The 23,521-nt window shown below is 50.3% G+C and carries 20 protein-coding genes; 11 read left to right on the top strand and 9 right to left on the bottom strand.

Annotation, left to right across the window (positions count from 1 at the left end):
• Positions 1–43: 43 nt before the first annotated feature.
• From yejK to TK45_RS07960, 3 genes are read left to right on the top strand one after another with little or no spacing between them, the layout of a single operon-like run.
• Positions 44–1,054 carry a nucleoid-associated protein YejK gene (yejK, locus tag TK45_RS07970; protein ID WP_131258117.1) on the top strand — a complete coding sequence of 337 codons (1,011 nt, stop codon included), beginning with the start codon at positions 44–46 and terminating at the stop codon, positions 1,052–1,054.
• 43 nt (positions 1,055–1,097) lie between these two features.
• Positions 1,098–1,970 carry a 6-carboxytetrahydropterin synthase gene (locus tag TK45_RS07965; protein ID WP_131258116.1) on the top strand — a complete coding sequence of 291 codons (873 nt, stop codon included), beginning with the start codon at positions 1,098–1,100 and terminating at the stop codon, positions 1,968–1,970.
• The gene (locus tag TK45_RS07960; protein ID WP_254426566.1) at positions 1,963–2,781 is read left to right on the top strand and encodes a M23 family metallopeptidase; all 819 of its coding nucleotides are present in this window, start codon (positions 1,963–1,965) and stop codon (positions 2,779–2,781) included. The genes TK45_RS07965 and TK45_RS07960 overlap by 8 nt, the downstream gene beginning before the upstream one ends.
• Here the strand turns inward: TK45_RS07960 and TK45_RS07955 are convergent.
• On the bottom strand, positions 2,778–4,544 hold the full coding sequence (locus tag TK45_RS07955) for a M61 family metallopeptidase (protein ID WP_131258115.1): 1,767 nt from the start codon (positions 4,542–4,544) through the stop codon (positions 2,778–2,780). The genes TK45_RS07960 and TK45_RS07955 overlap by 4 nt on opposite strands.
• A 243-nt stretch (positions 4,545–4,787) precedes the next feature.
• On the opposite strand from TK45_RS07955, the gene TK45_RS07950 reads away from it, so the two are divergent.
• The 3 genes from TK45_RS07950 (at position 4,788) to TK45_RS07940 (ending at position 7,242) form a co-directional block, all read left to right on the top strand.
• The gene (locus TK45_RS07950) at positions 4,788–5,249 is read left to right on the top strand and encodes a DUF962 domain-containing protein (protein WP_131258114.1); all 462 of its coding nucleotides are present in this window, start codon (positions 4,788–4,790) and stop codon (positions 5,247–5,249) included.
• A 96-nt stretch (positions 5,250–5,345) separates the two neighbouring features.
• Complete coding sequence (locus TK45_RS07945; protein ID WP_131258113.1) at positions 5,346–6,434, top strand: sensor histidine kinase; 1,089 nt, start codon at positions 5,346–5,348, stop codon at positions 6,432–6,434.
• Complete coding sequence (locus TK45_RS07940) at positions 6,418–7,242, top strand: LytTR family DNA-binding domain-containing protein (protein ID WP_131258112.1); 825 nt, start codon at positions 6,418–6,420, stop codon at positions 7,240–7,242. The genes TK45_RS07945 and TK45_RS07940 overlap by 17 nt, the downstream gene beginning before the upstream one ends.
• Positions 7,243–7,250: 8 nt before the next feature.
• On the opposite strand, the gene TK45_RS07935 is transcribed toward TK45_RS07940, so the two are convergent.
• Positions 7,251–8,252, bottom strand: coding sequence for an ATP-dependent 6-phosphofructokinase (locus TK45_RS07935; protein WP_131258111.1), 1,002 nt, complete (start codon positions 8,250–8,252; stop codon positions 7,251–7,253).
• Between the two features lie 103 nt (positions 8,253–8,355).
• Here TK45_RS07935 and TK45_RS07930 point away from each other — a divergent pair, with 103 nt between their 5' ends.
• Positions 8,356–9,198, top strand: coding sequence for a DUF6279 family lipoprotein (locus tag TK45_RS07930; protein WP_131258110.1), 843 nt, complete (start codon positions 8,356–8,358; stop codon positions 9,196–9,198).
• A gap of 9 nt (positions 9,199–9,207) precedes the next feature.
• Positions 9,208–10,140: a DMT family transporter gene (locus TK45_RS07925; RefSeq protein WP_131258109.1), complete on the top strand. Its 933-nt coding sequence runs from the start codon at positions 9,208–9,210 to the stop codon at positions 10,138–10,140.
• 44 nt (positions 10,141–10,184) lie between these two features.
• On the opposite strand, the gene TK45_RS07920 is transcribed toward TK45_RS07925, so the two are convergent.
• Positions 10,185–11,303: a PQQ-dependent sugar dehydrogenase gene (locus tag TK45_RS07920; RefSeq protein WP_165490742.1), complete on the bottom strand. Its 1,119-nt coding sequence runs from the start codon at positions 11,301–11,303 to the stop codon at positions 10,185–10,187.
• 98 nt (positions 11,304–11,401) lie between these two features.
• Here TK45_RS07920 and TK45_RS07915 point away from each other — a divergent pair, with 98 nt between their 5' ends.
• Positions 11,402–11,917 (top strand): hypothetical protein, encoded by a 516-nt coding sequence (locus TK45_RS07915; RefSeq protein WP_165490741.1) that lies wholly within the window; start codon positions 11,402–11,404, stop codon positions 11,915–11,917.
• Between the two features lie 2 nt (positions 11,918–11,919).
• Here TK45_RS07915 and TK45_RS07910 read toward each other — a convergent pair whose 3' ends face one another.
• Together TK45_RS07910 and sbcB are read right to left on the bottom strand one after the other, a co-directional pair.
• Positions 11,920–13,578, bottom strand: coding sequence for a DUF342 domain-containing protein (locus tag TK45_RS07910; protein WP_131258106.1), 1,659 nt, complete (start codon positions 13,576–13,578; stop codon positions 11,920–11,922).
• Between the two features lie 58 nt (positions 13,579–13,636).
• Entirely contained in the window at positions 13,637–15,076 is a 1,440-nt protein-coding gene (gene sbcB, locus TK45_RS07905; RefSeq protein WP_131258105.1) for an exodeoxyribonuclease I, read from the bottom strand.
• Positions 15,077–15,314: 238 nt separating this feature from the next.
• Between sbcB and TK45_RS07900 the strand changes: the two genes are divergently transcribed.
• Complete coding sequence (locus tag TK45_RS07900) at positions 15,315–16,697, top strand: diguanylate cyclase (RefSeq protein WP_131258104.1); 1,383 nt, start codon at positions 15,315–15,317, stop codon at positions 16,695–16,697.
• Between the two features lie 3 nt (positions 16,698–16,700).
• On the opposite strand, the gene TK45_RS07895 is transcribed toward TK45_RS07900, so the two are convergent.
• From TK45_RS07895 to TK45_RS07885, 3 genes are read right to left on the bottom strand one after another with little or no spacing between them, the layout of a single operon-like run.
• A complete protein-coding gene (locus TK45_RS07895) occupies positions 16,701–17,495 on the bottom strand; it encodes a DUF6671 family protein (protein ID WP_131258103.1) in 795 nt (264 codons plus the stop codon).
• The gene (locus TK45_RS07890; RefSeq protein ID WP_131258102.1) at positions 17,492–19,885 is read right to left on the bottom strand and encodes a DUF2309 domain-containing protein; all 2,394 of its coding nucleotides are present in this window, start codon (positions 19,883–19,885) and stop codon (positions 17,492–17,494) included. The genes TK45_RS07895 and TK45_RS07890 overlap by 4 nt, the downstream gene beginning before the upstream one ends.
• Positions 19,882–21,426 carry an NADH-quinone oxidoreductase subunit L gene (locus TK45_RS07885; protein ID WP_131258101.1) on the bottom strand — a complete coding sequence of 515 codons (1,545 nt, stop codon included), beginning with the start codon at positions 21,424–21,426 and terminating at the stop codon, positions 19,882–19,884. Before TK45_RS07885 ends, TK45_RS07890 begins: the two co-directional genes overlap by 4 nt.
• 102 nt (positions 21,427–21,528) lie before the next feature.
• On the opposite strand from TK45_RS07885, the gene TK45_RS07880 reads away from it, so the two are divergent.
• The gene (locus tag TK45_RS07880; protein WP_131258100.1) at positions 21,529–22,410 is read left to right on the top strand and encodes a LysR family transcriptional regulator; all 882 of its coding nucleotides are present in this window, start codon (positions 21,529–21,531) and stop codon (positions 22,408–22,410) included.
• A 10-nt stretch (positions 22,411–22,420) separates the two neighbouring features.
• Here TK45_RS07880 and TK45_RS07875 read toward each other — a convergent pair whose 3' ends face one another.
• On the bottom strand, positions 22,421–23,407 hold the full coding sequence (locus TK45_RS07875) for an L-threonylcarbamoyladenylate synthase (protein ID WP_131258099.1): 987 nt from the start codon (positions 23,405–23,407) through the stop codon (positions 22,421–22,423).
• Positions 23,408–23,521 lie beyond the last annotated feature (114 nt).

The raw sequence follows: 23,521 nt of genomic DNA, 5'->3' as shown, positions 1-23,521 counted from the left end.
TCGCACCTAATCGACTAACACTTTAAACAGGAGTAAACCGCGCATGAGCGTAGTGGTTCATCATTGCATTGTGCATCAATTGCAACTGGACGCTGAAGGTAAACTGGTATTGCAACCGCGTAATACCTGTCTGGACATCAGCCCACAAATCGAACAATTGACCCTGCAAATGCATCAGGTGTACGCAGGTAAACCTGGCAAAGGTGTGGGCGGTTTGGTGAGTGACGAAGCTGATAGTTTTCCTGCGTTACTGGATGCGCTTGGTGACGATGAAGACAGCTTTTTGCAGTTCTCGCAGCAAACCTCAGCGTTGTTGACCAAAACGCTGGTGGAATTTGCCACCATTGAAACCGGTTTTATTGTGTTCACCCAATATCAGTATCTGGCCACCGAGTTTTTGTTGATTGGACTGCTTAACACCAAACAACACGTGGAAATTGATGCCAGCATGCAACTGAATGTGCGTGACCATCTGGATCTTGCCAAAATGCAACTGGCTGCGCGGATTGATTTAACCGAGCGTCGCATCAATGCCGATCAGAACCGCTATGTCAGCTTTATCAAAGGCCGGGCAGGGCGCAAAGTGTCTGATTTCTTCCTGGCGTTTTTATCCTGTGAAGAACTGGTCGACATTAAAAAGCAAAACAAAGAACTGATCGCTGCCGTGGATGATTATCTGGCGGTAGAACAGCTGGATGTGACCGAAAAGCAACAAACCCGCGCGCAACTGGCTAACTATTACAAAGAAAAAATTGAGTCTGGCGAAGATATTCAGATTAAAGAGCTGGCTGAGCAGTTACCCAAAGGTGAGCGGGATTTTATTCAGTTCACCGAAGTGAGTGAGCGTAAGCTTGAGCAGCAATTCCAGCCCGACCCAACGGTGGTGCGCAGCCTGAGTAAATTCAGCGGTGCCGGCGGTGGTGTCACCATTGCGTTTGACCGCAAGTTACTGGGCGAGCGGGTTCAGTATGATCCTCACAGTGATACGCTGTTGATTAAAGGCGTGCCGCCTAATCTGAAAGATCAGCTCAATAAGGCGAATTCCAATTCGTAACTGGTTATACTTGCAACGTTTTATTCTGGAGTAACACACCTCAATGCAATTATTTGTAAACGATTTGACTGTCATGGACTTTTCTTATCTGTGCCCACAGCGTGGCATGGTGGGAGAGAGCTGGATTGTTGACGTGATCCTCGATGGCAGCCTCAATGAAGAAAGCATGGTGCTGGACTTCTCCAAAGTAAAAAAACGCCTTAAGGCGCTGATTGATGAATATGTGGATCACAAGTTGTTGATCCCCGCGGAACATGCTTATACCCGTATTGAGCGCGACGAGCAAAATGAGCGGGTTCAGGTGGACTTTTTGCGTCCTGATGAGCGCAGCATCCACCTAAATTGCCCGCCTGAGGCCTATGCCTTTATTTATGCCAACGAAGTCAGCATGGCGTCAGTGCAGGAATACCTTAAGCAAATCATTAAGACTCACTTGCCGGAAAACGTGCAGGGCTTAACCCTGAGTTTACGTGAAGAGAAAATTGACGGCCCTTATTATCACTACACCCATGGTCTGAAGAAGCACGATGGCAACTGTCAGCGCATTGCCCATGGCCATCGCTCGAAGGTGGTGGTATTCGCAGACGGTCAGCAAAGTGTGCGCTGGGAAGACTATTGGGCCAAACGCTGGTGCGATATCTACATTGGTAGCCGGGAAGATTTGGTCACCGCTGATAAGTTAATTATGCAACCAGACATTAGTGGCGACGAACATTATCTGTTTGCCTATGAGTCATCGCAGGGAATTTTTGAACTGGCTATTCCGAAATGTGAGTCGGATCTGGTGGATACGGACTCAACCGTGGAGTGTTTGGCGCAATTTATGGCAGACGAGCAAAAACGCTTAGCCCCAGGCAACAGCTTCAAAGTATTCGCCTTTGAAGGGGTGGGTAAAGGAGCCATCGCCGGTGCATAAATGGCTTGGCCTGCGCCGGCTAGTGGCGTTGTCTCTCGCGTTGTTCAGTCAATGGTCATTGGCCTCGCTGAGTTTGCTGACTGAACCGGTTCAGGGGGCGTTAGTACGCGCCACCGTGCCTGCAGGAAGTCAGGTCTCTTATCAACAGCAAAAGATCCGCGTGTCACAACAAGGTGAATTCGTTTTTGGCATAGGCCGCGATGAACTGGGTAGCCGCACGATTGAATGGGTCAGCGCAGACGGTCAAACGCATCAGCAATCGTTTGAGATTATCGCCCGTCAATTTGCCATCGAGAAAGTCGATGGTTTACCGCCAAAAATGGTAAATCCCGATCCATCACTCGCAGCGCGTATTCGCGCCGATGCCGCCAATGCCCGTAAAGCGCGTGAACGCAATGATGAGCGTCTGGATTTCATGCAAGATTTTATCTGGCCGGCAAAAGGGCGGATTAGTGGCGTCTATGGTAGCCAGCGCATTTTAAATGGCGAACCCAAAACCCCGCACTATGGCGTGGATGTAGCCGCACCAACTGGCACGGCGGTTGTTGCTCCGGCTTCGGGCATTGTGACCCTGTGGCAACCGGATATGTATTATTCTGGTGGCACACTGATTATCGATCACGGATTTGGTGTGTCGTCGACCTTTCTGCACTTAAGCGCCAGTCACGTGCAGGCCGGGCAACGGGTCGAACAGGGCCAGTTAATTGCAGAAATTGGTGCGACCGGCAGAGCCACCGGGCCGCACCTGGACTGGCGCATGAATTGGATGAATGTGCGGGTTGATCCGCAGTTATTGGTACCGGCGCGTTAATCCAGCTCCAACCAGCGGTTGACGGCCTGCTCGTCAAAAATTTCCAGCATAACAGAGTCTTCCAGCACTTTTTCAATCGGCAGGTTCATTTGCCACAAACGCCCGCGGCGCAGTACGTGTAGCGTCGCTTCGCTGCCGGTAGGCTGACGATCCAACAGGGTTTGCAGGGTTTTATCACTGGTTTGGATGTGATTCAGCGCCAACAGTAGATCGTTTTTCATCAGACCGGCTCTGGCAGCAGGGCTATGCATCTGGACCTGCTGTATGCGTAACCCGGTGTTTTCGGCGGCAAATACTGCGCCGAAAGCGTGTTTCACCGGCTGCGTAATTAACTTTCCGCCCTTATCGGTACTACCACCATTGGGTTGATTTACCAGCCGCACGCCATGGCGGGCTAGCAACGCTTCGATGGGGAGTTCATCCGTGCTATTGACTGCTCGTTGCAGTAACTCCCGGCAATCGACTCCCAGCTCCAGACAAAAAGTCTCGATCACGTTATCGTCTGTGCCATTCTCGCCATGGCGCTGCCATAACAGTTTTAACACCTCATCCAGGCTCGCTTTATTCTGCTGGCGCAGGGTTAAGTCCAGGCATAGCGCGATAAAACCGCCTTTTAAGTAATAACTGACGATGGCATTGCGGGCATTTTCGTCCTGTTGATAGAAACGGGTCCAGGCATCGAAACTTGAGTCACTGACGGTTTGGCGTAACCTCCCGGGGTTTCTCGCCAGACGGGTCAGATTCTCACCGAGAATTTGCAGATAGCTGGCAGGACTAATGACTTTTGCGCGCACCAGAGATAAATCATCGTAATAAGAGGTGAAGCCTTCATAAATCCATAATTGGCGGGTATACACTTCTGCACTGAGATCCGGCTGAGTAAAACAGGCCGGGCGAATACGTTTAACCAGCCAGGCATGGAACAGCTCATGGCTGCACAAGCTAAGAAAATTGCGATAGCTGTCATTTGGCTCGCGGATGGTGCCATTGGGTAAACCGCTGCGCTCGAACATCAGTAGTGTAGAGTTACTGTGTTCCAGGCCACCAAAAGCGTTATCTGCCAACAGGGTTAAAAACCAGTAGTGCTTAAAAGGCGCCGGCGCGCCAAACAATTGAATATGGTGCGCGCAGATTTTGCTCAAATCGTCTTTGAGGCGTTGGGCGTCAAAAGGCAGGTCATCTACTAGGGCTATGCTGAAAGGCTGTCCTGCCACGCTAAAATCTACCCGGGTGTAATTTGCCAGCAGGACCGGACAGTCGATGGCGTCCCACCAGGAGTTGGCGCGATAAACGCCAAAGCCGCCGTCATCGGTAGTGTGAATTGGTAATCCGGTTGCGACTTGCCAGTGTTCACACTGTGATATCGCCGGTTTGATTAGCTCAATTTGGCAGCGCTCGTGGTCTTGTCCCACCACCTGCAGGTAAAGACTGGTGCCATTGAAAAAGCCCGCATCGCTGGCCAGATAGGCGCTACGAACGGAGTAATCCAGAGCATATACCCGATAAACCACAGTAAGTGGGCCTTTAGCCGGAGCCAGTTGCCAGCTTTGTTTATCTAGCTTGGTTAGCGTCAGTTCGTTACCCTGGGCATCAGTTGCGCGCAGTGCGGTGATGTTTTTGGCAAAGTCCCGCACCATATAACTGCCCGGGATCCACGCTGGTAACTGCAGGCGCTGCCCTTGCGCTGCGGGTGAGGGGATAGTCAGTTTAACTTCGTATTCGTGATGAAAAATATCCTGACAATCAATCTGATAAGTAATCAAAAGAGGTGGCTCCACCGCTCAATAGTATTGCACTAGTGTATCGCGCCTGTTGTAAATTACTCCAGCGGTTGGCATGACGTGAAGACAGATATTTTATTGACCGGCCGCAATAAGTTGCACATTTGCCAACGCGGAAGGATTGAAATTTAACCAATTGCACAGCAATATGCTGAAAAAGGCTGAATAAATTGCGGTAACCAGCCTGACACCAATAATAAAAATCCAACCACTGCAAGGATCCCTATGCGCCGAGTAGAATTGTTATTTCAGGAATACGCCCAAAGCCATCAAAATGGCTGGAATAAACTTATTCATAATCTGGCTGTACCGCTGATTTATTTTGTGACCTTCGGACTGGTGTACAGCATTCCTACCCCGGAAATTATGCAGAAGTATGCCATCACCTTTGCGCACATTGCGGTGATCCCGGTGCTGTTTTATTACTTTTTATTGTCCGGCCCGATTGGTGCGGGCATGACTATCATGACTATGCTGGTGTTTTGGTTTATCAGTGTGCTGGAAGCGCAGCATATCGTGGTGTGGCAGTTCAGCCTGGTGTTGTTTGTTGTGATGTGGGTGCTGCAGTTTATTGGTCACCAAATCGAAGGCAAACGTCCTAGTTTTTTCAAAGACTTACAATTCCTGCTGGTGGGGCCTGCATGGATATTAGGCGGCTGGCTGCGCAAGCTGAATATCAGTTATTGAGCGTTTCGACCAGCACACTAAGTTACAGGGTAAAAGGGGCGCGAAGGCGCCCTTTTTTGCGTTAGAATCGCGCGACAAAGAAAAACAGAGTAGTCAATGGAAAGGGTAGAGCGCTGGCTCAGTGACCGCGAGCGGTTTTTTTGGGTGTTACACAGTGTTGGCTGGACGGCCTGGGCACTGATTTTTTATTTGGGCTCTCTGCTGCATGAGATGCGCCCGTCATTTGTATTCGTCCTGATGCTAAACGCCATCGCTGGCTGGCTATTGACGTTACCACTGCGCTACCTGTACCAGCGCATCTGGCATTTTTCGCCGCTCAGACTGCTGCTAATTATCAGTTTCGCATCCTATGTCGTGGCGTTAGTCTGGACCGTGATTAACAATTTCCATTATTGGGAAATTTATCGTCACGGCTATCGGCCGCCTGAATGGCTGCTGTATTTCAGTAACAGTATTCGCTCATTCTTCGTGATTGCCTGCTGGAGTGGTTTGTATGTGGGCATCAAGTATTATCAGATGCTGCAGAAGGAACGCCAGAATGCGTTGCGTTCGGCAACCATGGCGCATCAGGCCCATTTAAAAATGCTGCGCTATCAGTTAAACCCACATTTTTTGTTTAATACGCTTAATGCCATCTCAACCCTTATCCTGATCAAAGATAATGATACGGCCAATAAGATGGTGTCTCGACTAAGTGAGTTTCTGCGCTACTCATTGGACAAAGATCCGATTAAACATGTGCCTTTGTATCAGGAAATTGAGGCATTAAAGCTGTATCTGGATATCGAAAAAGTACGTTTTGAAGAGCGGCTTGAAGTGCTATGGCAAATCGAAGAGCGCGCGCGTTTGGCGAAAGTGCCTTCGATGTTACTGCAGCCGCTGATTGAAAATGCGATTAAACACGCCATATCTAAAATGAGTCAGGTCGGTATTATCAGTATCAGTGCCCGGGTGATGGGTAGTGACCTTTACATAGATGTGGCGGATAACGGCCCGGGCGCCGATTTGAGTGCAGGCCGCCTGAGCCGCACCCATGGTGTTGGTCTACCGAATATCGAGGCACGTTTACAAGCCAGCTACAAAGATAATTACAGTATGGAGCTGAGCCCCAATCAGCCCAGTGGATTAAAAATCAGTATTCGCATTCCGTTTAGAGAAAGCAAAGCTCATGACAAAGATAATTAAAACCCTCATCGTTGATGATGAACCGTTGGCAAGAAAAGGTCTGACGGTACGTTTACAGGATTTCAGTCAAATTCAGGTGCTGGGTGAATGCGCCAATGGCCAGGAAGCACTGGAAGCCATTATTCAGCACAAGCCGGATTTGGTGTTTTTGGATATTCAAATGCCGGGTATGAATGGATTTCAGCTGATTCAGCAACTTGGACAAAAGGGAATTCCATTGCCGTTGGTGGTGTTTATCACTGCGTTTGATAACTATGCCATTCGCGCGTTTGAAGTACATGCACTGGATTACATTCTTAAACCGGTGGATGAACAGCGTTTGGCCGAGGCGATTGCTAAAGTAGAGCACACCCTAACCCGTAAACAGGATGAAGCGCACAAGCAAAAACTGGCCGATTTACTTGCGTCGGCAACCGGGGTCGAATGTGAAGATATCTTACAATCGTTGGCCAGTGGTCAACCGATTCAAACCAGCCCGTATCCTGCCATTCTGGCAATTAAGGACGGCTCCGAAACTGCGCGAGTGGAAGTGGCACAGATCCGCTGGGTGGATGCCGCAGGCGATTACATGTGCGTGCATGCGGGTAGCGAAACTCATATCCTGCGCCGAACCATGAAAGAGTTGGAGCAACAACTGGATCCACGTACGTTTGTGCGGGTACACCGTAGTGCCATCGTGAACATTAACTATGTAACCAAGCTGGTGAGCCATGTCAGCGGCGAATACCATCTGGTTCTGGAGTGTGGGACTGAGCTGAAAGTCAGCCGCAGTCACCGCGATCAGGTCAAGAAAATGATTGGCGCCTGAGGCGCCGGTCAACCCTGTAATTTTAACAAGTCAAAGAAGTCCCGCTGGATCCTGACTAAATAAGGATCCAGAGGCTTGCTGGCAAACGTCTCCTCCAGCGGCACAGCTACCACCTCACCATGATGTTCACCGGCCATCATCAAATGTTGCCCCGCAACGGCCATTTCTACCGCGTAGGCACCCAATTTGGTCGCTAATATACGATCCAGACTGACAGGTGACCCCCCGCGTTGGATATATCCTAAGATGGCAGCACGACAATCTACCTTCATCCGTCTGTTGAGTTCTGCGGCCAGCGCTGTCGCCCCGCCGGGATACAAGTTTTCTGTAGTAACAATGATGTAGCTACATTTACCCCGCGCCGCGCGGGTTTTCTCCACATGGGCAACCACAGCGTCCACATCTATCTGGCCATTCTCTAATAGCTCAGGTAATAACATTTGCTCAGCCCCTGAGCCGACCGCAGATGCCAGGCCAATAAAGCCTGCATGGCGGCCCATCACTTCAATCAGAAAGATACGTTCAAATGCATCGGCGGTATCGCGCACCTTATCAATGGCTTCCAGCGCGGTATCAATCGCGGTGTAATAGCCGATGGTGGCATCGGTTCCGGCAATATCGTTATCAATCGTGCCTGGCATGCCGATGAGTTTACCATTCCAGAATTTCGCCAGATGTTGCATACCCTTGAATGAGCCATTCCCACCGATTACCAGCAGCGCATCAATTTGCATATCATCCAGATTTTTGGCGGCGCGATGGGCAGACTCTTCGGTCACAAATTCCGGACAGCGGGCGCTGCGTAAGATAGTGCCGCCACGTTGAATAATGTTGAACACATCACCGGGGTGCAACGGCTGGCATTCTCGACTCAGTAAGCCGTTGTAGCCGTGGCGGTAGCCGATCACTTGCAGATTGAGGGTATGGGCGGTCAACACAACAGCACGGATACAGGCATTCATGCCCGGCGCATCGCCTCCTGAGGTCAACACTGCAATTCGCTTGATCATATTTTGCCTTTCCTGTCGTATAAGTCACAAAGCATGAGTAAGTGTTTGGTAATCCTGAATAAAAGCATTAGGGTAACTATTCCACGTTAGCAGGGAATCCATCGTGAAAGCAAAGCAAATCCTGACGGTGCTGTTGTTGGTGCTGGGCCTCAGTGCCTGCAGTAATCGTTTTGTGTATAACAATCTGGATTGGCTGGTGCACTGGTATCTGGACGATTACATCGAACTAAATAAGGTGCAAAAACAGCAGTTCGATGAAGTCTTTTCCAAATGGCACCAATGGCACCGGGCCGAGGAATTGCCACGCTATCAAACCCAGTTAACCGAATTGCGCACTGAGATTGCCAGTGGACCTATGCAGGCCGAGCAATTCATTGCTCATATGGACCGTGGCTGGCTGCATTTTGTGCGTCTGCGCGAGCATGTGGCCGACGACATCATCTGGCTCGCAAAACAGGCCAGTGATGAGCAAATTGCTGAATTTTTTCAGGCATTGGAAGAAAAGAACGCCAAGCGGGAAAAGGCGTATCTGGCGATGACCACTGCCGAGCAACGTCAGGATGTGCTCGATGATGTTGAAGAAAATCTAAGTGGCTACTTTGGTCGACTCAGTGCAGAGCAAAAAGGTTATGTCGCGGAATATGCTGATACCATGCACGCAAATTTTCTGGCGTGGCTGGAATATCGCCGGCTGTGGCAGCAATCTGCCCTCGCATTGCTAAATCAACGCAACACGTCAGAAGACTTTGCAACGCGCTTTAAACAGTTGTTGGTTTCACCCGAATCTTTACAAACTTTGCAGTACCAGCAGCATCGCACAGACAATCGTCAGGCTTACGCACAGTTACTCGCCAAAGTGCAGCAGAGTTTGAGCGCAAAACAGCAAAAACGCGTTGCCAGTGAACTGGATGATCTGATAGAAATGCTGGCAAATTTAGCCCCCTGATTTTTCACTATGCAAACGCTGTCTGACGTGCCGGTTCGCCACTGGTACGGTTTCTTTTTATCTCTGCTTACCGCCGTCATGTGGGGTGTGCTGCCGGTCTTTTTAAAATTGTCGCTGGAGGGCATGGATGCGGTCACGATCACCCTTTATCGATTTGCTGTCGCCGCGTTATTTGTTTTCTTAGTACTGGTCAAAAGTAACAAATTACCGCGCTTAGGTGCGCTACAGGGACGTCAGTGGCAGTTACTAGCCTTGGCCGCCGCCGGTCTGATTGCCAACTATGTGCTGTATCTGGTGGGGCTGGATTATCTGAATCCGGAAACCGCGCAGGTACTGATTCAATTGGCACCATTTCTGTTAATGCTGGGCGGTATTTTCTTGTACAAAGAAAAGTTTCGTCCTTTGGAATGGCTGGGCGCGTTAGTGCTATTCAGCGGACTTTTGCTGTTTTTTAACGACCGCTTGCCACTGTTGCTGGGGTCACTCAATCAATACAGTATAGGCGTGATTATGTTGGTGTTGGCCGCCATCACCTGGGCAATTTATGGCTTGCTGCAAAAAGTGTTGTTACGCGGAATGAGTGCCAAGCAGGTAACGCTGATGATGTATGTAGCGGGCTCGCTGGCACTGTTACCATTCTCAGCACCCGCATTAGTGCTGGAGTTAGGACCATTACAATTGGCTGCGTTGCTGTTCTGCTGCGCGAACACCATCATAGCCTATGGGGCTTTCACTGAGGCGATGCACTGCTGGCATGCTTCTAAAGTGAGTGCGGTTATAAGCACCGCGCCGTTGTTTACCATTATTGCTATGCATTTTGCGGTCAGCTGGTTGCCAGAACATTTTGTTGCCAGCGATATCAATTTATTAGCCTATGTGGGGGCAGCTATGGTGGTGTGTGGCTCCATTCTGGCGTCTATGAGCCGCGCGAAAAAAGTCTGATAGTAAAAAGCAGGCCTTAGCCTGCTTTTTAATGAGGTTAACTACTATTCTTTGCGAGTAACACGCAGAATACGGCCGTTTTCACCATCTGTGAGTAAAATCAGCGCGCCGTGGGTATCGACTTCAATGTCCCGCAGTCGCTCTGTCAGGTAATTCAGCATGGATTTCTGTGCGACAACCTTATTACCCTCTAATTGCACCCATCGAAGCTCGCGGGATTTGAGGGTGGTGACCAGTAAATCGCCGGCAAATTCCGGAAACATCTCGCCCTGATATTCAATCATCGATGACGGGGCAATGGACGGCGTCCAATCAACCAGCGGCTGCTGCATGCCCGGATAAACACGATACGGGGTAATTTGTGCACCACTGTAATCGCGGCCATAGGTGATCACCGGCCAGCCGTAGTTTTGGCCGGCGTTGATGATATTGAGTTCATCGCCTCCGGCTGGGCCATGTTCATGGGCGAACAATGTGCCGGATTTGCTGTGCAGCACTAAACCCTGCGGATTGCGATGTCCGAGGGTAAACAGGTACGGATCGTAGCCGTCTTGTCCGGTAAAGGGGTTATCCGTTGGCACACTGCCATCTGGCATAACCCTTAACAGTTTGCCCAGTCGTGTATTGGTAAGCTGAGCGGACTCGCGATAGTCAAACCCTTCGCCCACTGTCAGAATTAAACTGTTGTCAGCCAACTGGACGACTTTGGCGCCAAAATGCACCGGAGTACTGATTGCCGGCTCCGCATCGAGGATATGCTGAATATTCTCCAGTTTATCTTCACCCAGGCTGGCGCTGATCAAGCGGGTGACGTTGCCGTCCTCACGTTTGGCCGAATAGGTGATGAACAGGCGTCCGGACGTTGCATAATCACGAGCATGTTTGATATCCAGGATCCCACCGTGACCTTCATCCAATACATCATCCGGCCCATTGATCCAACGTAGCAACTTTCCTTGATGGTACAGATGCAAACGGCCCTGATGATCTCCAACCAGTAGGGTATCCGCATCCAGAATTAATAGTGTACGCGGGTAGTACAGGTCGTGATGCAGTACCTCAACGCTAAACTCTGGCGGCTGTTTTTGTGCGGCACCCGATAAGGATGAGAACACCAGCGCAGTGAGTGCTGAAACACAAGCAATCCATTTTGAAGCAGACAATTCAAACTCCTTGATGTAACAGCAATACTTGAATAATAAATGGTCTGTTTGGCATAGTAATAGATCTGTGGTGAAGTTCAATTGATAGGAAAGCAGGAATGGGGAAATTAAGCCGACGGGCGATAGGATTATTGCTGGCATTTGCAGTGACATATTCCGTTGCAACCTGCTGTCACACCCTAATGGTTTTACAGGAATTGAATAGCCTGAACATACAGTTGGACAGTGCCACAATTGTCAAATCACTGGTAAAAGACTGGCTTTATATGCTGCCTACCTACGGGGTAATGCTGTTCGTTTTGCTGTTCAGCAGTTTTTTACTCACGACCTATGTCAGACACCGTGTCCGTTTTCGTGGAGAGCGGATCAGTCGTTGGATCTTCCCTGTGGTTGGGGCGCTGGCCATTTTACTGACATTAAATATGTTGTATCCGATTCTGGACTTTACCCTGATCGCGGGCGCTCGAGGTTTTTGGGGTATGCTTTTGCAGGGCGTTGCTGGCTTGTGTGGCGGCCTGGCCTACATGTATTCGGTAGAGTGGATGCGCAAGCGCGCACGGGGACGCGCGAAACAGCGTCATTTAACTGCTAAACAACGCCGCAGTACATTCTGATATCAGAGAATAGGATCGTACTGCCATTGATGGCCCACATAGTGCACATGACCCGTTGAGTATTCCCGATCAGCCTTCCAGGTACGGTTATTTAATTTAACAACGACTCCCGGGTAAAGTTGCTTCATGGCTTTTAAGCCAATGTCATTCAGGTAGCGGGTTTTGGATTTGTTCAAGTGTTCCAGCGTGACCAACACTTGCTGGAACATAGTCCGCTCATCCCGGTATCTGCCTACTAATTCCGTCATCCGATGCTGCAAATCGGCCGGGATTTGTCGGTCTCTGAATTGTTCCATTTTTTTGCTGTGACGCTGTATGTGGTCTCGCAGTAATTTTTTCAGTTCATCCACTGAGTCTATTCGCTCGAGAATGGCATTCAGGCCGGCACTGAAATCCACAAATAAATGACTGCCTGACACAGCACCGAGCGAGCCAGAATGGACAATACCTTCACATTGGATCTCACAGGCGAATAAATTGCCGTTGGGATTTTCCAATGGGCCAACAATGACATCACCCCCACAGCGAATGCGGCTATAGGCCAGTTGTTTACCCACGGTGACATTGCCATTGCATTGAATGTCGAGACCCTGTCCGTGCTGAATATGCACATTACCCTGCGCGATGAGTTTACCGGAATATTCGGTGTCGCTGTCTTCGTCATGTTTACCCATTGCGCCCTGGGTAATGATGATGTCACCACCTGACTCTAAGTGGGCGGACTCGACAAAGCCGTTGATCGTGATATCGCCGGTGGCAATAATGCGCATTTTCTCAGACACGTCACCATTTACCACCACGGCGCCATCGTAATTGATGTTGCCGCTGCCGACGTTTACCCCACGGCTCATAAAGACATCGTCGACCCACATCTTTTCGTCCTGAAACTTAGGCATACCGGCAATTTCGGCGCGTAACAGGTTTTCATTATGGGGACAGACATAAGTGCCATCACCGGGCTTGAGTGGCAACCATTCGCCTTCGCGTGGCTCCAGTACTTCGCCGGTGACTGTATAGCCAGGTCGGCCCTTGCCCGGCGGGCGGCGTTCGACCAGTTCAGTGCCGGGTTTAACACAGACGATTTCGCCCAGGTCGCGCATATCTACACGACTCAGGCTAATGCTTTGTGGGCGGAGTATGCGATCCAGTGCATTTGGTACCAGTGGAATCAATTTTGATGAGCGACCATTTTTGGCTGGTAAGCCTTTCGCCACTACGTCTTTGATTTCGGTCCCAGCTTTTGAGGTTTTCACCCGTTGCAACACATCTTCGAGACGTTTGCGGCTCAGACCACGTTTAATCCCAGCCTGGGTAGCCAAATCCATTAAGTCGCTTAACTCATAAGATTTGCCGCCAAAACCAACCTGATATTCCAGAGTGGCGGAAAGCTTATCGCTGGCCACACTGAAACGTACACTGGAGTCGCGAGGTTCACCGGCGACTTCTTCGATGGGGTTATATTGTTGCAGTTTTTGTGCGTTGATGGCCGCTTTGCACGCGGCTTTAATCTGGTCTTCAAACAGGTATAGCTGGCCGTAAGTTTTGCGCACATGGCTGACTAAAGCCGCTTCATTCAATTCTTTGACGTCGACTTCTTGTGGCCTGATCACCAGCTTAAGCTGGTTAGCTGAGCTATCGTAATTGAGGTATACACCGCGCATCTGCTTTACCTGTTTGACGTTGTTAACGCTTTATCGGCCAAAATCCCTGTGGGTTTATCTACAAATTGGCACCGTATGATTGCAAATCTCTGAGTAAGCGCATTTTGCCGGCATCATGCTGATATTGCTCGGCAAGTAAGGCTAACTCATTCATATAGTTGGTTAAATTTAATCCGTATTGGCCCTGGCTGTCCACCAGTCTTAACTGCCGATGTTGTTGCCAGCGTTGTAATTCATCATAGCTAAGAGACTCCGGATAATTTCTTGCCCGGTAACGAAACAGCATAACGGGCAGACGCGGATCATCAAACTGCCAGTCTTTACCTGCCAATTGGGCAGGAGGAAGTTGGCGTATTTGCTCCATTTTGTAGCGATCTGAGTCACTGAAGAAGCCACCCGTATACAGCGCGTAATCAGGATCCAGAGGGGCGTCATCGCGGCTAATTTCATACATGTCCTGCAATTTTTGCATGATATGCAGGTTCTGCTTCAGGCTCTGCCAGTGGGCCAGACAACGTTGTTTATCAATCCCCAATTGTGCCGCACGTTCATCACTTAACGTTGCCAGTGGTGCGATAGCAGGACATTTATTGATGTGGATTAATTTAATCGGTAAACGGTCCTCTCCAGGGGCAAGATTCTCGCTGGCGGTATACAGCTTTTCCAATAGTGCGGGCGCATCCAATTCAAATAATGGCGTAGGATCCAGTTGCAGATTCAAGACAATAATCGCGTTTTTATTAGTTGGATGCATGCACAACGGCATGATTAGGGTGCAGCAACCTTGTCTCGCCGGTAATTTTGATGAGATATGCACCAGCGGGGTATGGTTTATCAAATCCAGCTGGTTGAGCACTTTACGTTTATCACGCAATGAAAACAGGTACTCATAAAGTTTGGGTTGTGCCTGTTTGACCAGGCGCGCCAGTGCAATGGTGGCTCTGACGTCGGACAACGCATCGTGGGCATCGGCGTGACTGATGCCATTGGCCGCAGTGAGTTGTTCCAGTTTGAAACTCGGTGAACCGTCGTCTTTTTCTGGCCAAGTTATGCCGTCTGGTCGTAACGCATAGCAGGTCCGCACCAAATCGATAATGTCCCAGCGACTGTTACCTTTTTGCCACTCTCTGGCATAGGGATCGATAAAGTTACGATAAAAGGTATAACGGGTGACTTCGTCATCGAAACGAATACTGTTGTATCCCACCACGCAGGTTTGTGGTTCGCTCATAATGCGTTGAATTTTACCGGCAAATTCCGCTTCGCAATACCCATCCCGATTGGCTTGCAACGGACTGATGCCGGTTAGCAAACTGGCCACCGGGTGGGGTAAATAATCATTGGCTACCTGGCAGTAAAAGTTTTCCGGACTGCCGATTTCATTCAGGTCCAGGTCCGTGCGAATGGCCGCAAACTGTGATGGATGATCTTTCTGCGGACTGACCCCCCAGGTCTCATAATCATGGAACAACAGGGTGGGTTGATTGGTGGTATTCATCAGGTGATTAGACCTTGTCGGTTACTGCGTAATTTAACGATTGCCGTTATTACCTATGGGCTGGAAACCAGCAAAATTTCTGTAGCGCATACTAAACTACTGTTTCCACAGGGTAAAGGCAGGCCATATTTCCACAGGTTGGCTGATTTAGCGCAAACTTTGTACAGATGAGTCACAAGGATTTTTTTGCTGCGCGTGCTACCTTAATTACATCAATTCGTATTCTGTTTGAATTTCAATGGGATCTGAGCCAGAAAAGCACATCGGCAAGATGATGGGAAGCGCGAATATTGGCATGGTAGTGCATAAATTTGACAGCGCTATCGTCTACGCCAATTCTGCCGCGCTTTCCCTACTCAGGCTCTCCCATCAACAGATAATCGGCAAAGATGCGATGGACCCCCAATGGCACTTCGTCGATGAACATAATAAGCCACTGCCGCTGGAAAAATATCCTGTAATGCAAGTCATTCAATCCGGACAACGGTTGGAAGATTTTGTGCTGGGCGTGGTGGATGGCTCCGTCAATCACATAACCTGGCTGGTGGTGAATGCCCATATCGAAGGGGAGGGGGATGACAGTCAGCGCTTTATCGTGGTGACGTTTTATGAGACGTCCTACAAATTTAAACCCTTTTCCATGGAAGAGATCATTGAGAATGCCACCGATATTATCAGCGTGTGTGAATTTAATGATAAAAACCCCAACAAACTGCCGCGTCTTGTCTATGTAAATCAGGCCTATGAAATGTGTCTTAATTACAACCGGCAGGACGCATTAGGTAAAGTACCGGGGTTTCTGCGTGATAACGATGACTTATGGCAACGCATCCGCAGCGCACTGCAGCAAAACATCGCGCTGACCGAAGAAACCCTCGAATATCAATTAGGAGAACACGCTTTTTGGGTCGAAGTCAGTATATTTCCGCTGACCGGTAAAGGCGGCAAAGTGACGCATTTTGCCTGCATCGAACGCGATATTTCACTGGCCAAGCAGGAAAAAGCCAGCCTTGAACAAGAGTTTAAAAATGTCAGCGACCAAAACACTACATTGGCCGAAATCATTGAGGAGAAAACCCGGGCATTAAAAGACGCCAACGCCGCGCTGGAGAAGATGGCCTACACAGATCCACTGACGGCTCTGCCTAATCGCCGCCTGTTCTCGTTGCAACTGGACAAACTTTTACATGCGGCAGAGCGGCGCAATGAATTATTGGCGTTTGGCATTATCGATGCAGATGATTTTAAGGCGCTGAATGATCGTTTTGGTCATGACGTGGGGGATATTACCCTGAAACATATCGCACAGGCGCTTCGTCAGTCGTTTCGTGCCGATGGCATTTTATGCCGCTACGGCGGAGAAGAGTTTGCTTTTGCGTTCGCTGCCAAGGAATTGGAAGACATTTCCACCTGTTGTGAACGATTGTTGAGTAACATTCACGGGATTGATATTCAAACCGCCGATGGAAATTTACGGGTCACGGTGAGTATTGGTGTCTGCGTGGTCAGCCAATTAGGTCAAATCACCGAGCGTAAAATTTACCGTGTGGCCGACCGACTAATGTATCGCGCGAAACGTCAGGGCAAAGATCGCTATATCATGGAGACGGCTGAACTCTAGCGGCTACGGGTTGCACCAACTGCAGTAAAATGGGTCGGCATGGGCAGCGTCAACCGACTGTTCTTGTTCATGGTGACACATGTCACAACGTTTTAGCTTCGCACGTATGCGTGACGTTGGTACCGTGCATTGCATACATGGCAGGCCACTGAGGTATTCCTTTGTCACAAAGTCAGGCAACTGACACTGCGGACATGGCTGGCTAAGCCGGGTAACCAGATCCTCCGCGCACTTTTTAATCGCCTGCTGGCGTGATGGGCAATGCATGGCCCTTAAATCCGGCATCACTCGTATGTCAGTCAATTGATGACTTCTGGCATACGCCATAATCTCTGCTGCGCTTACCCCTTTTTTAATCGGCTGCAAGTCAGGTAACAGCCATTTTTGTGCAGGGTCAAATTCGCAGATTTCTGCCAGTGGGATTGCCGAGCCGGTGCAAAATCTGGCCAGTGGAGAAGGGGTTTGCGCAAAGGCAAAAATCTTCTGCTGAGTTTCGTTGTCATACCAGCACAGGATTTCGCTGTGCAGTATAAAAAGCCCGCTGTCGTCCAGATGATGACTGCCCTCACTGCCAAGTCCGAACCGATAACCGGTAGCCTGGCTTGCGATATGGGCCTTTTGCAACGCGCAATCCTGCTGTGAACGCAGACGCGGAACCTCGCCACTGAATGTACCCAGGGTATCAGTATCAAAGCCGTTAAATTCGACGACTTCGTAGCCTAAACCAGCCAGCGCCGGCGCAATGAGCGGCCCCTTATGATGCAGGGTGCACAGGGCCACAGGCTTGTAGTGACTCATGCACAGAGGCTTTGTGCCGGCAAGTCATGACAGCGGCCATGCAATATCCGCTGAAAGTCTGCTTTACCGTCCCAGGCAAACAAATATAGCCACTCGTTATCGACCAGTTGGCGTACGTCAGGGATCTGTTCGACCAGCGTCAATAACACCTCAGCAGGACAGCATACGTAAACACTCAGCCGTAACGGTTGGTGCATCCACTTCTGGCCATCGTGCAGGGATTGTTTTGACAGGCCAATGCGCAAATCGCCGCCATTGCCTTCAAACACGCCAACATTATCTGCCACCACGTTATGCAGCACTTTGTTTCCTGCGCCAAGTTTGTGGTTATCCCACACTGATGCGTTGTATTGCATATTGATCCAGTGGGTTACCAACATCGGGGCACTGAGTATTTGGGTGAGCAGTGCGTAGTCATTATCCTGTTGATGCTGGTAATCATGTAAAAACGCACGTCCATCCAGTTGCAGGTGACGGGTTAACTGTCGTGGCGCCACGATAAAAGCGGCGTTATTGGCCAGCCCCCATTCGGGACGAACCTGGCTCCAGTCGCGGGCGCGCTGAATAAGCAACTTGCTCGCGGCATCGTCTTCTATCGCGGTTGAGTCAGCGGGTTGTCCGGTGGTTTCCGCTGCTGCAGCCAGACTGGCTTGTTCAGCCGCTACCAGTAATGCAGGCTCAACATCCTCCGCCAGCACCGTCAGTTGTTGCGTGGTGGTATTATGCAGTGCCGGTAGCGCTTCAAAATTGGCAGGGATAGCAATTCCTCGTTGTCGCAGTGCGGCTTGTACGTCGCTATCATTGAGTAAATAGCTGGCGACCCGGGCACTAAGTTCGCCACTTTGTCCACCGCAGGCACCGCAATCCAGTGATGCTGCATGGGGGTTATTCATCGTTTCGCTGGCGTGGCCAACCAGCAGCAGAACCCGTGGCAGTGTGGTCAATTGCATGCCGTTTAGCATCGCAAATGCCAGATCTGTACGCTGCTCGCTACTGAGTTGTCCTGCGTCATTGGATAACGACCATTGTGATGCCTGAAGTTGGCTTTCCAGCCGCTGGGCGCGAGGTTGCATAAAACTCTTCACCAGCAGTCGTAACCCATATAGCCATCCCATGGACTCGACCATGCCAAAGCTATTGGCACCGGTTTGGCCCCACTGGCGGAATCTTGCCTTGGCATATAACGGGCTTATTCGCTGTGCGGCAGTGTTCGCCGGGCATGCTTCGCTGACCTTGGCAATGGGAGCCAGCAGTCCGGGTAAATGGGGGCGTTTCAGGGTCATGCCAGCAGGTTGGTAGGCCAACGGCAGGCCAAAAAATCCGGCGAACCCCTGTGTTTTAATGCTGTCGCTTTGCGCTTCAAAGTGGCGGCGCATGAGTTCTGAGCGTACATCGATACAAAACACCGCCACAACGTCTGCGATATCAGATGTGCTTGGGGCGTTAGCGCCCAGCAGTTTCTGCTGTAATGTTTGTTGATAGGTTAGCTCCGCCGCACGTTGCAATATCCAACGTGATTGTCTGGTGGATTGCGCATTCAACAGCGAGGCGTCCAATTGCTGCCATTGCTGTTGCCAACGCTGCAGTACGGTTTTCATCATTGCCGGATTGGTTTGACGGTAATGTGTCTTCAGGATCCAATCCCAGGCGATGCGCACCGCCAGCAACGAAAAGAGTTGATTGCGCGGCGCCGCGTCTAATTCTGATTGCCAGTTAAGGTAGCTGAAGTAACTGGCCCAGCCATTTATATCTAACAAGCTGCTGAGCGCGTAATCCTCCAGGTGCTGGTCAGGTACACCCAGTTGGTTTAAGGCTGCAACCATGAGCGCCTCCGGACACTCGGGTAATTCGGCAAATACCCGACGAAGCGAGGGTTCATCCATAATGATGTCGATACCGCGGTCATGCAGGATTTGCTCGCGCCAGTAGCGATAAAATGCTTCGGGTTGATCTGTGTCTTGTGCGGTCTGGACAAAATCGGCGCAGCACTGACTGATTTGATAAACGATCTCATCATGCCAAGCCATCTTATGCACATCGGTAACCTGGTCGAAAACACTGGCCAGGCTGAGGATGCGAGGGGCTTGTTCATCAGTTATGACGCGCAACACCGATTCCGGGCTGACAGGTAAGCCACTTTCGTCACAGGCCTGAGCCAGGGCGGTATCCGTGATCTGTCCCTGTTTTATAGCTTGTTGATAATCTGCAGGCGAGGACAGTTGCTGAATGCCAGCCAAAACCTGTAAACGTGTCATCGTCTCTTTGGCTGGCAGGTGGCGCATTTTCCAATACGGGCTGACAGCAATGGATCGGTCTAATGGCCAGCAGGGAGCAATACTGTCGCAGGCTTGTTTTACCGCGATGCGTTGACCGGGACTAAGTAGGGTCATAATTGTTTCTCCCAGTTATATGCTGTCGATGATTTGTTTGCCCGGCTGTTGTTGGCCAACCGAATGGGCCATAGCTTGAGTGTCAGGCGGGTTGACCACTCATCCAGATACAGACCGGCGAATAACAGTTGGTGCAATGAGCGAGCGTTGGCGCTGTAGCGCACCCGATGCAGGTAACTCTGCAAGGTGTAGGTAGCAATCAAGAGCACGAAAAACACGCTATCCATCGCGCCGAATGCGTTGGCAACCAAATACGGCGGCATCGCAATCAGTTGCGCAAACAGTTTGCTAAATCCCAGATACGCGGCCCAGGCAATAATCACTACCGACAATTGGCGGATCCACACAACGTGCGCAGGGTTGGCCGCACTGCCCAACGGCAGCCCAATTAAGCCAAGCGCAATCAGCATCAGGGGCGCCTGCGCAGACTGGCTATGTAACCAGCCACTTAAGAAAAACAACACCAGCACGAGCGCCATACACAAGGTGAAAATTCGCTGAGTCGGCAGTATCGCTGCGGGTAACAAGGCTTTGAGGTAAGCACCTTGTACCTGATTACCCGAGTTTAAAAAGGCGTAGGCTTTATACAGAGAGTGCAATATCAGGTGTAGCAGGGCTAATTGGAACAATCCCAATGCACACTCAACCAGCATAAGCCCCATCTGTGCTGCCGTTGACCACGCCAGTTTTACTTTGATTGATACCCGGGTCAGCATAACGAGGCTGGCTAACATCAAGGTTATGCCCGCAACCAGCAACAACAACCATCTGGCGGGATAACTGGCTAGAATTAAGCTACCGAAGGTCATTACCAGAAAACCACCCAAATTGACGATCCCGGCATGCAATAGTGCGGATACCGGAGTCGGCGCTTCGACGACCTGGATTAGCCAACCATGCAATGGCATTTGCGCGCATTTGATTAGGGCAGTGAGTACCAGTAGTAGCGCAATCAGGTGTTCGCTGAGTGTCAGTGCCTGATCGGCAGGTAGTTGCGTGTAGTGCGCCATGATCTGGCGAATAGAGGTGGCATCGTGCTGCGACCACAGCATCAGCAAGGCAGCCAGCAGCAGTACCTCAGACAGTCTGGCGAACAAAAACTTCTTATGCGCGGCTAGTTGCGCTCTGGGACGATTCGGGTAAAACAACAGTAATTGATGGAAACTCAGGCTAATTGCGACCCAGCCAATCCACAAAACAAAAATATTATCACTCAGAATGACGGTGGTTACGGCCGCAAGGGTCAACGCAAACCACTGGGAGAATTGAGGGGCGTTGGTCTCGCCTTGTAAATAATTACGTGAAAAGCGCGCCAGGATAAAACCCAGAGTCAGCACCAGTATCAGCAGTGTGTGTTGCAGCGGGCTTGCGGCCAATTCAATGGAAGCTGATAGTCGGGCACCCGCCAGAACCAGTGCGGCCAATGCTAATGCACCTAGTAGGGTTTGCAGCAGGTTCGCGTGGCGGGAATGACTGGCCGGGGCGCGCAGCACTAGCCCGCAGACTAATAAACTTAAGGGAAACAGACCGAACCAACTCATATCTTGTCCTGTTATTGTGGTTGACCAGTTAATTATTGAGCAAAATAAAATATTAAAATAATATATATTTATTGATTAAACGTTCTGTTTTATGGATGTGTTATGCCGCGGATGAATTACCATCACCTCTATTACTTCTGGCGTGTGGCGTCTGCCGGCAACCTGACGCAGGTCGCAAAAGAAATCCACTTATCTCAGTCCGCGCTGTCTGCACAACTTAAACAGTTTCAGCATAATCTCGATATGGAGCTGTTTGAGCGGGAAGGGCGCAAATTGGTGCTGACCGCCGAGGGGCGCAAGGTACTGGAATACGCGGAAGATATTTTTTCCCGTGGGGCACAACTGGAACAGGCGGTAAAAAGTGGCTTTGCACAGGCACAGCAACATGTGTCGATTGGTGTGCTGACAAATCTGTCGCGAAACTTTATCGAGAGTTTTATTTTGCCATTGATGCAGCAGGATAAAGTGACCTTCAGCCTGCAAAGCCGCGATATGCAGGGCTTATTGGAAGGCCTGAATCAGCATCATTTTGATCTGATCCTGACCAATCACAATGTCGAAGTCGGCCAGCAAGAACCCTTGTGGCGTAGCGAATTGTTATCCCGCCAGCCAATTGAAATAGTCGCACCTGCGACTGCAACCAGTGGCGGCGCGTTCCCGCATGGATTTGGAGATGTGCCATGGGTACTACCGGCAAAAGGCAGCGAGATCCGCAGCGCATTTAACGTGCTTTGCGCCAGACACCAGTATGAACCGGTTATTAAGGCGCAAACCGATGATATGGCGATGTTACGACTGTTGGCACGCGACAGTGGCGCCTATTCGGTGTTACCGGCAGTGGTAGTACGGGATGAAATCGCGCAGGGTAAGCTCAAGGTGTTGCAGAGCATTCCCGGCGCATTTGAACATTTTTATGCGGTGACGCTGGCGCGTAAGGCGCTGCCTAAGCATATTCGTCGCTTGATTGACGCGGCCCGCTCTTAAAAGACCGATATCAGGCGCACGCCCGGCGTAATCTGTCATTAACTGCCAACCAGGCGCTATCTTGTGGTGGCGTTTCAATCATGATTTGTGCGCAGCCTAATCCATCCAACTCATGTAATGCATGATATAAATCTCTGGCGTAGTCTGCAGGCTCAGAACTTAAGACACGCACATCCGGGTAATCACCCAGCAGGGTCTGCGCCTCACTGGAATACACCAGCCAGGCAATGCGGTCAGTAACCTGATTGGTGACTCTGGCATGGATTACCTGCTCATCACACAGGTGAGCCGGTGTTTGTGGTTGATAATGTTTAGTCACATTGCCTGGCACCACCTGCTGATGCGCAAGCGGTACTTCCACATCCACGCCAAGTAACGCGCTGATTTGCGCAGCACTAATGGGGCCCGGGCGCAGTAACTTTGGCGGGAAACAGCGTATATCTAAAATGGTCGATTCAATACCGCATACCGGTGGGGTATTTGTCTCTACTACCGCCGCGATTCGACCGCCGAGGGTTTTTAATACATGGTTGGCGCTGGTGGGGCTGATAGATTTGTACAAATTGGCCGACGGGGCGGCCAGTCCCAGTTTGCTCGCTTGCAATATTGCCTGAAAGTCCGGGTGGTTGGGGGCGCGCAGTACGATGCCATCTAACCCACCGGTTACGCTGGCGTTGATGTGCGGATGTTTATGCATCAGTAACGACAGTGGCCCTGGCCAGAAGGCGTCAGCCAGTTGGTAAGCAACATCTGGCACCTGTGTAACCCAGCGTTCTGCCTGATGAATATCGCTGATATGCACGATCAACGGATGATTGGTTGGCCGTTGTTTGGCACTGAATATTTTTGCCACCGCATCCGGGTTACTGGCATCGGCAGCCAGCCCGAACACAGTTTCTGTGGGCAACGCGACACACTCACCTTGTTGTAATAAGTCGACTACGTCAGACAGGTCATCGGGTAATGTCAGTGTGCGGGTCGTATAACTCAAAGGCATAAGTGGTCAGGCAATTTAAAACAGCGCGCGAGTATGGGCGAGAACGCAATATATTGAAAATATAAAATTTATCTTTAATCGTTCGTTTTTATGGAAGTATTTCACGCTGTTTTT

The organism is Bowmanella sp. JS7-9, from assembly GCF_004329715.1.
Lineage (GTDB): Bacteria > Pseudomonadota > Gammaproteobacteria > Enterobacterales > Alteromonadaceae > Pseudobowmanella > Pseudobowmanella zhangzhouensis.
The sequence above is the reverse complement of the archived record's forward strand: the minus strand, read 5'-3'. Positions and strand labels throughout refer to the sequence as shown.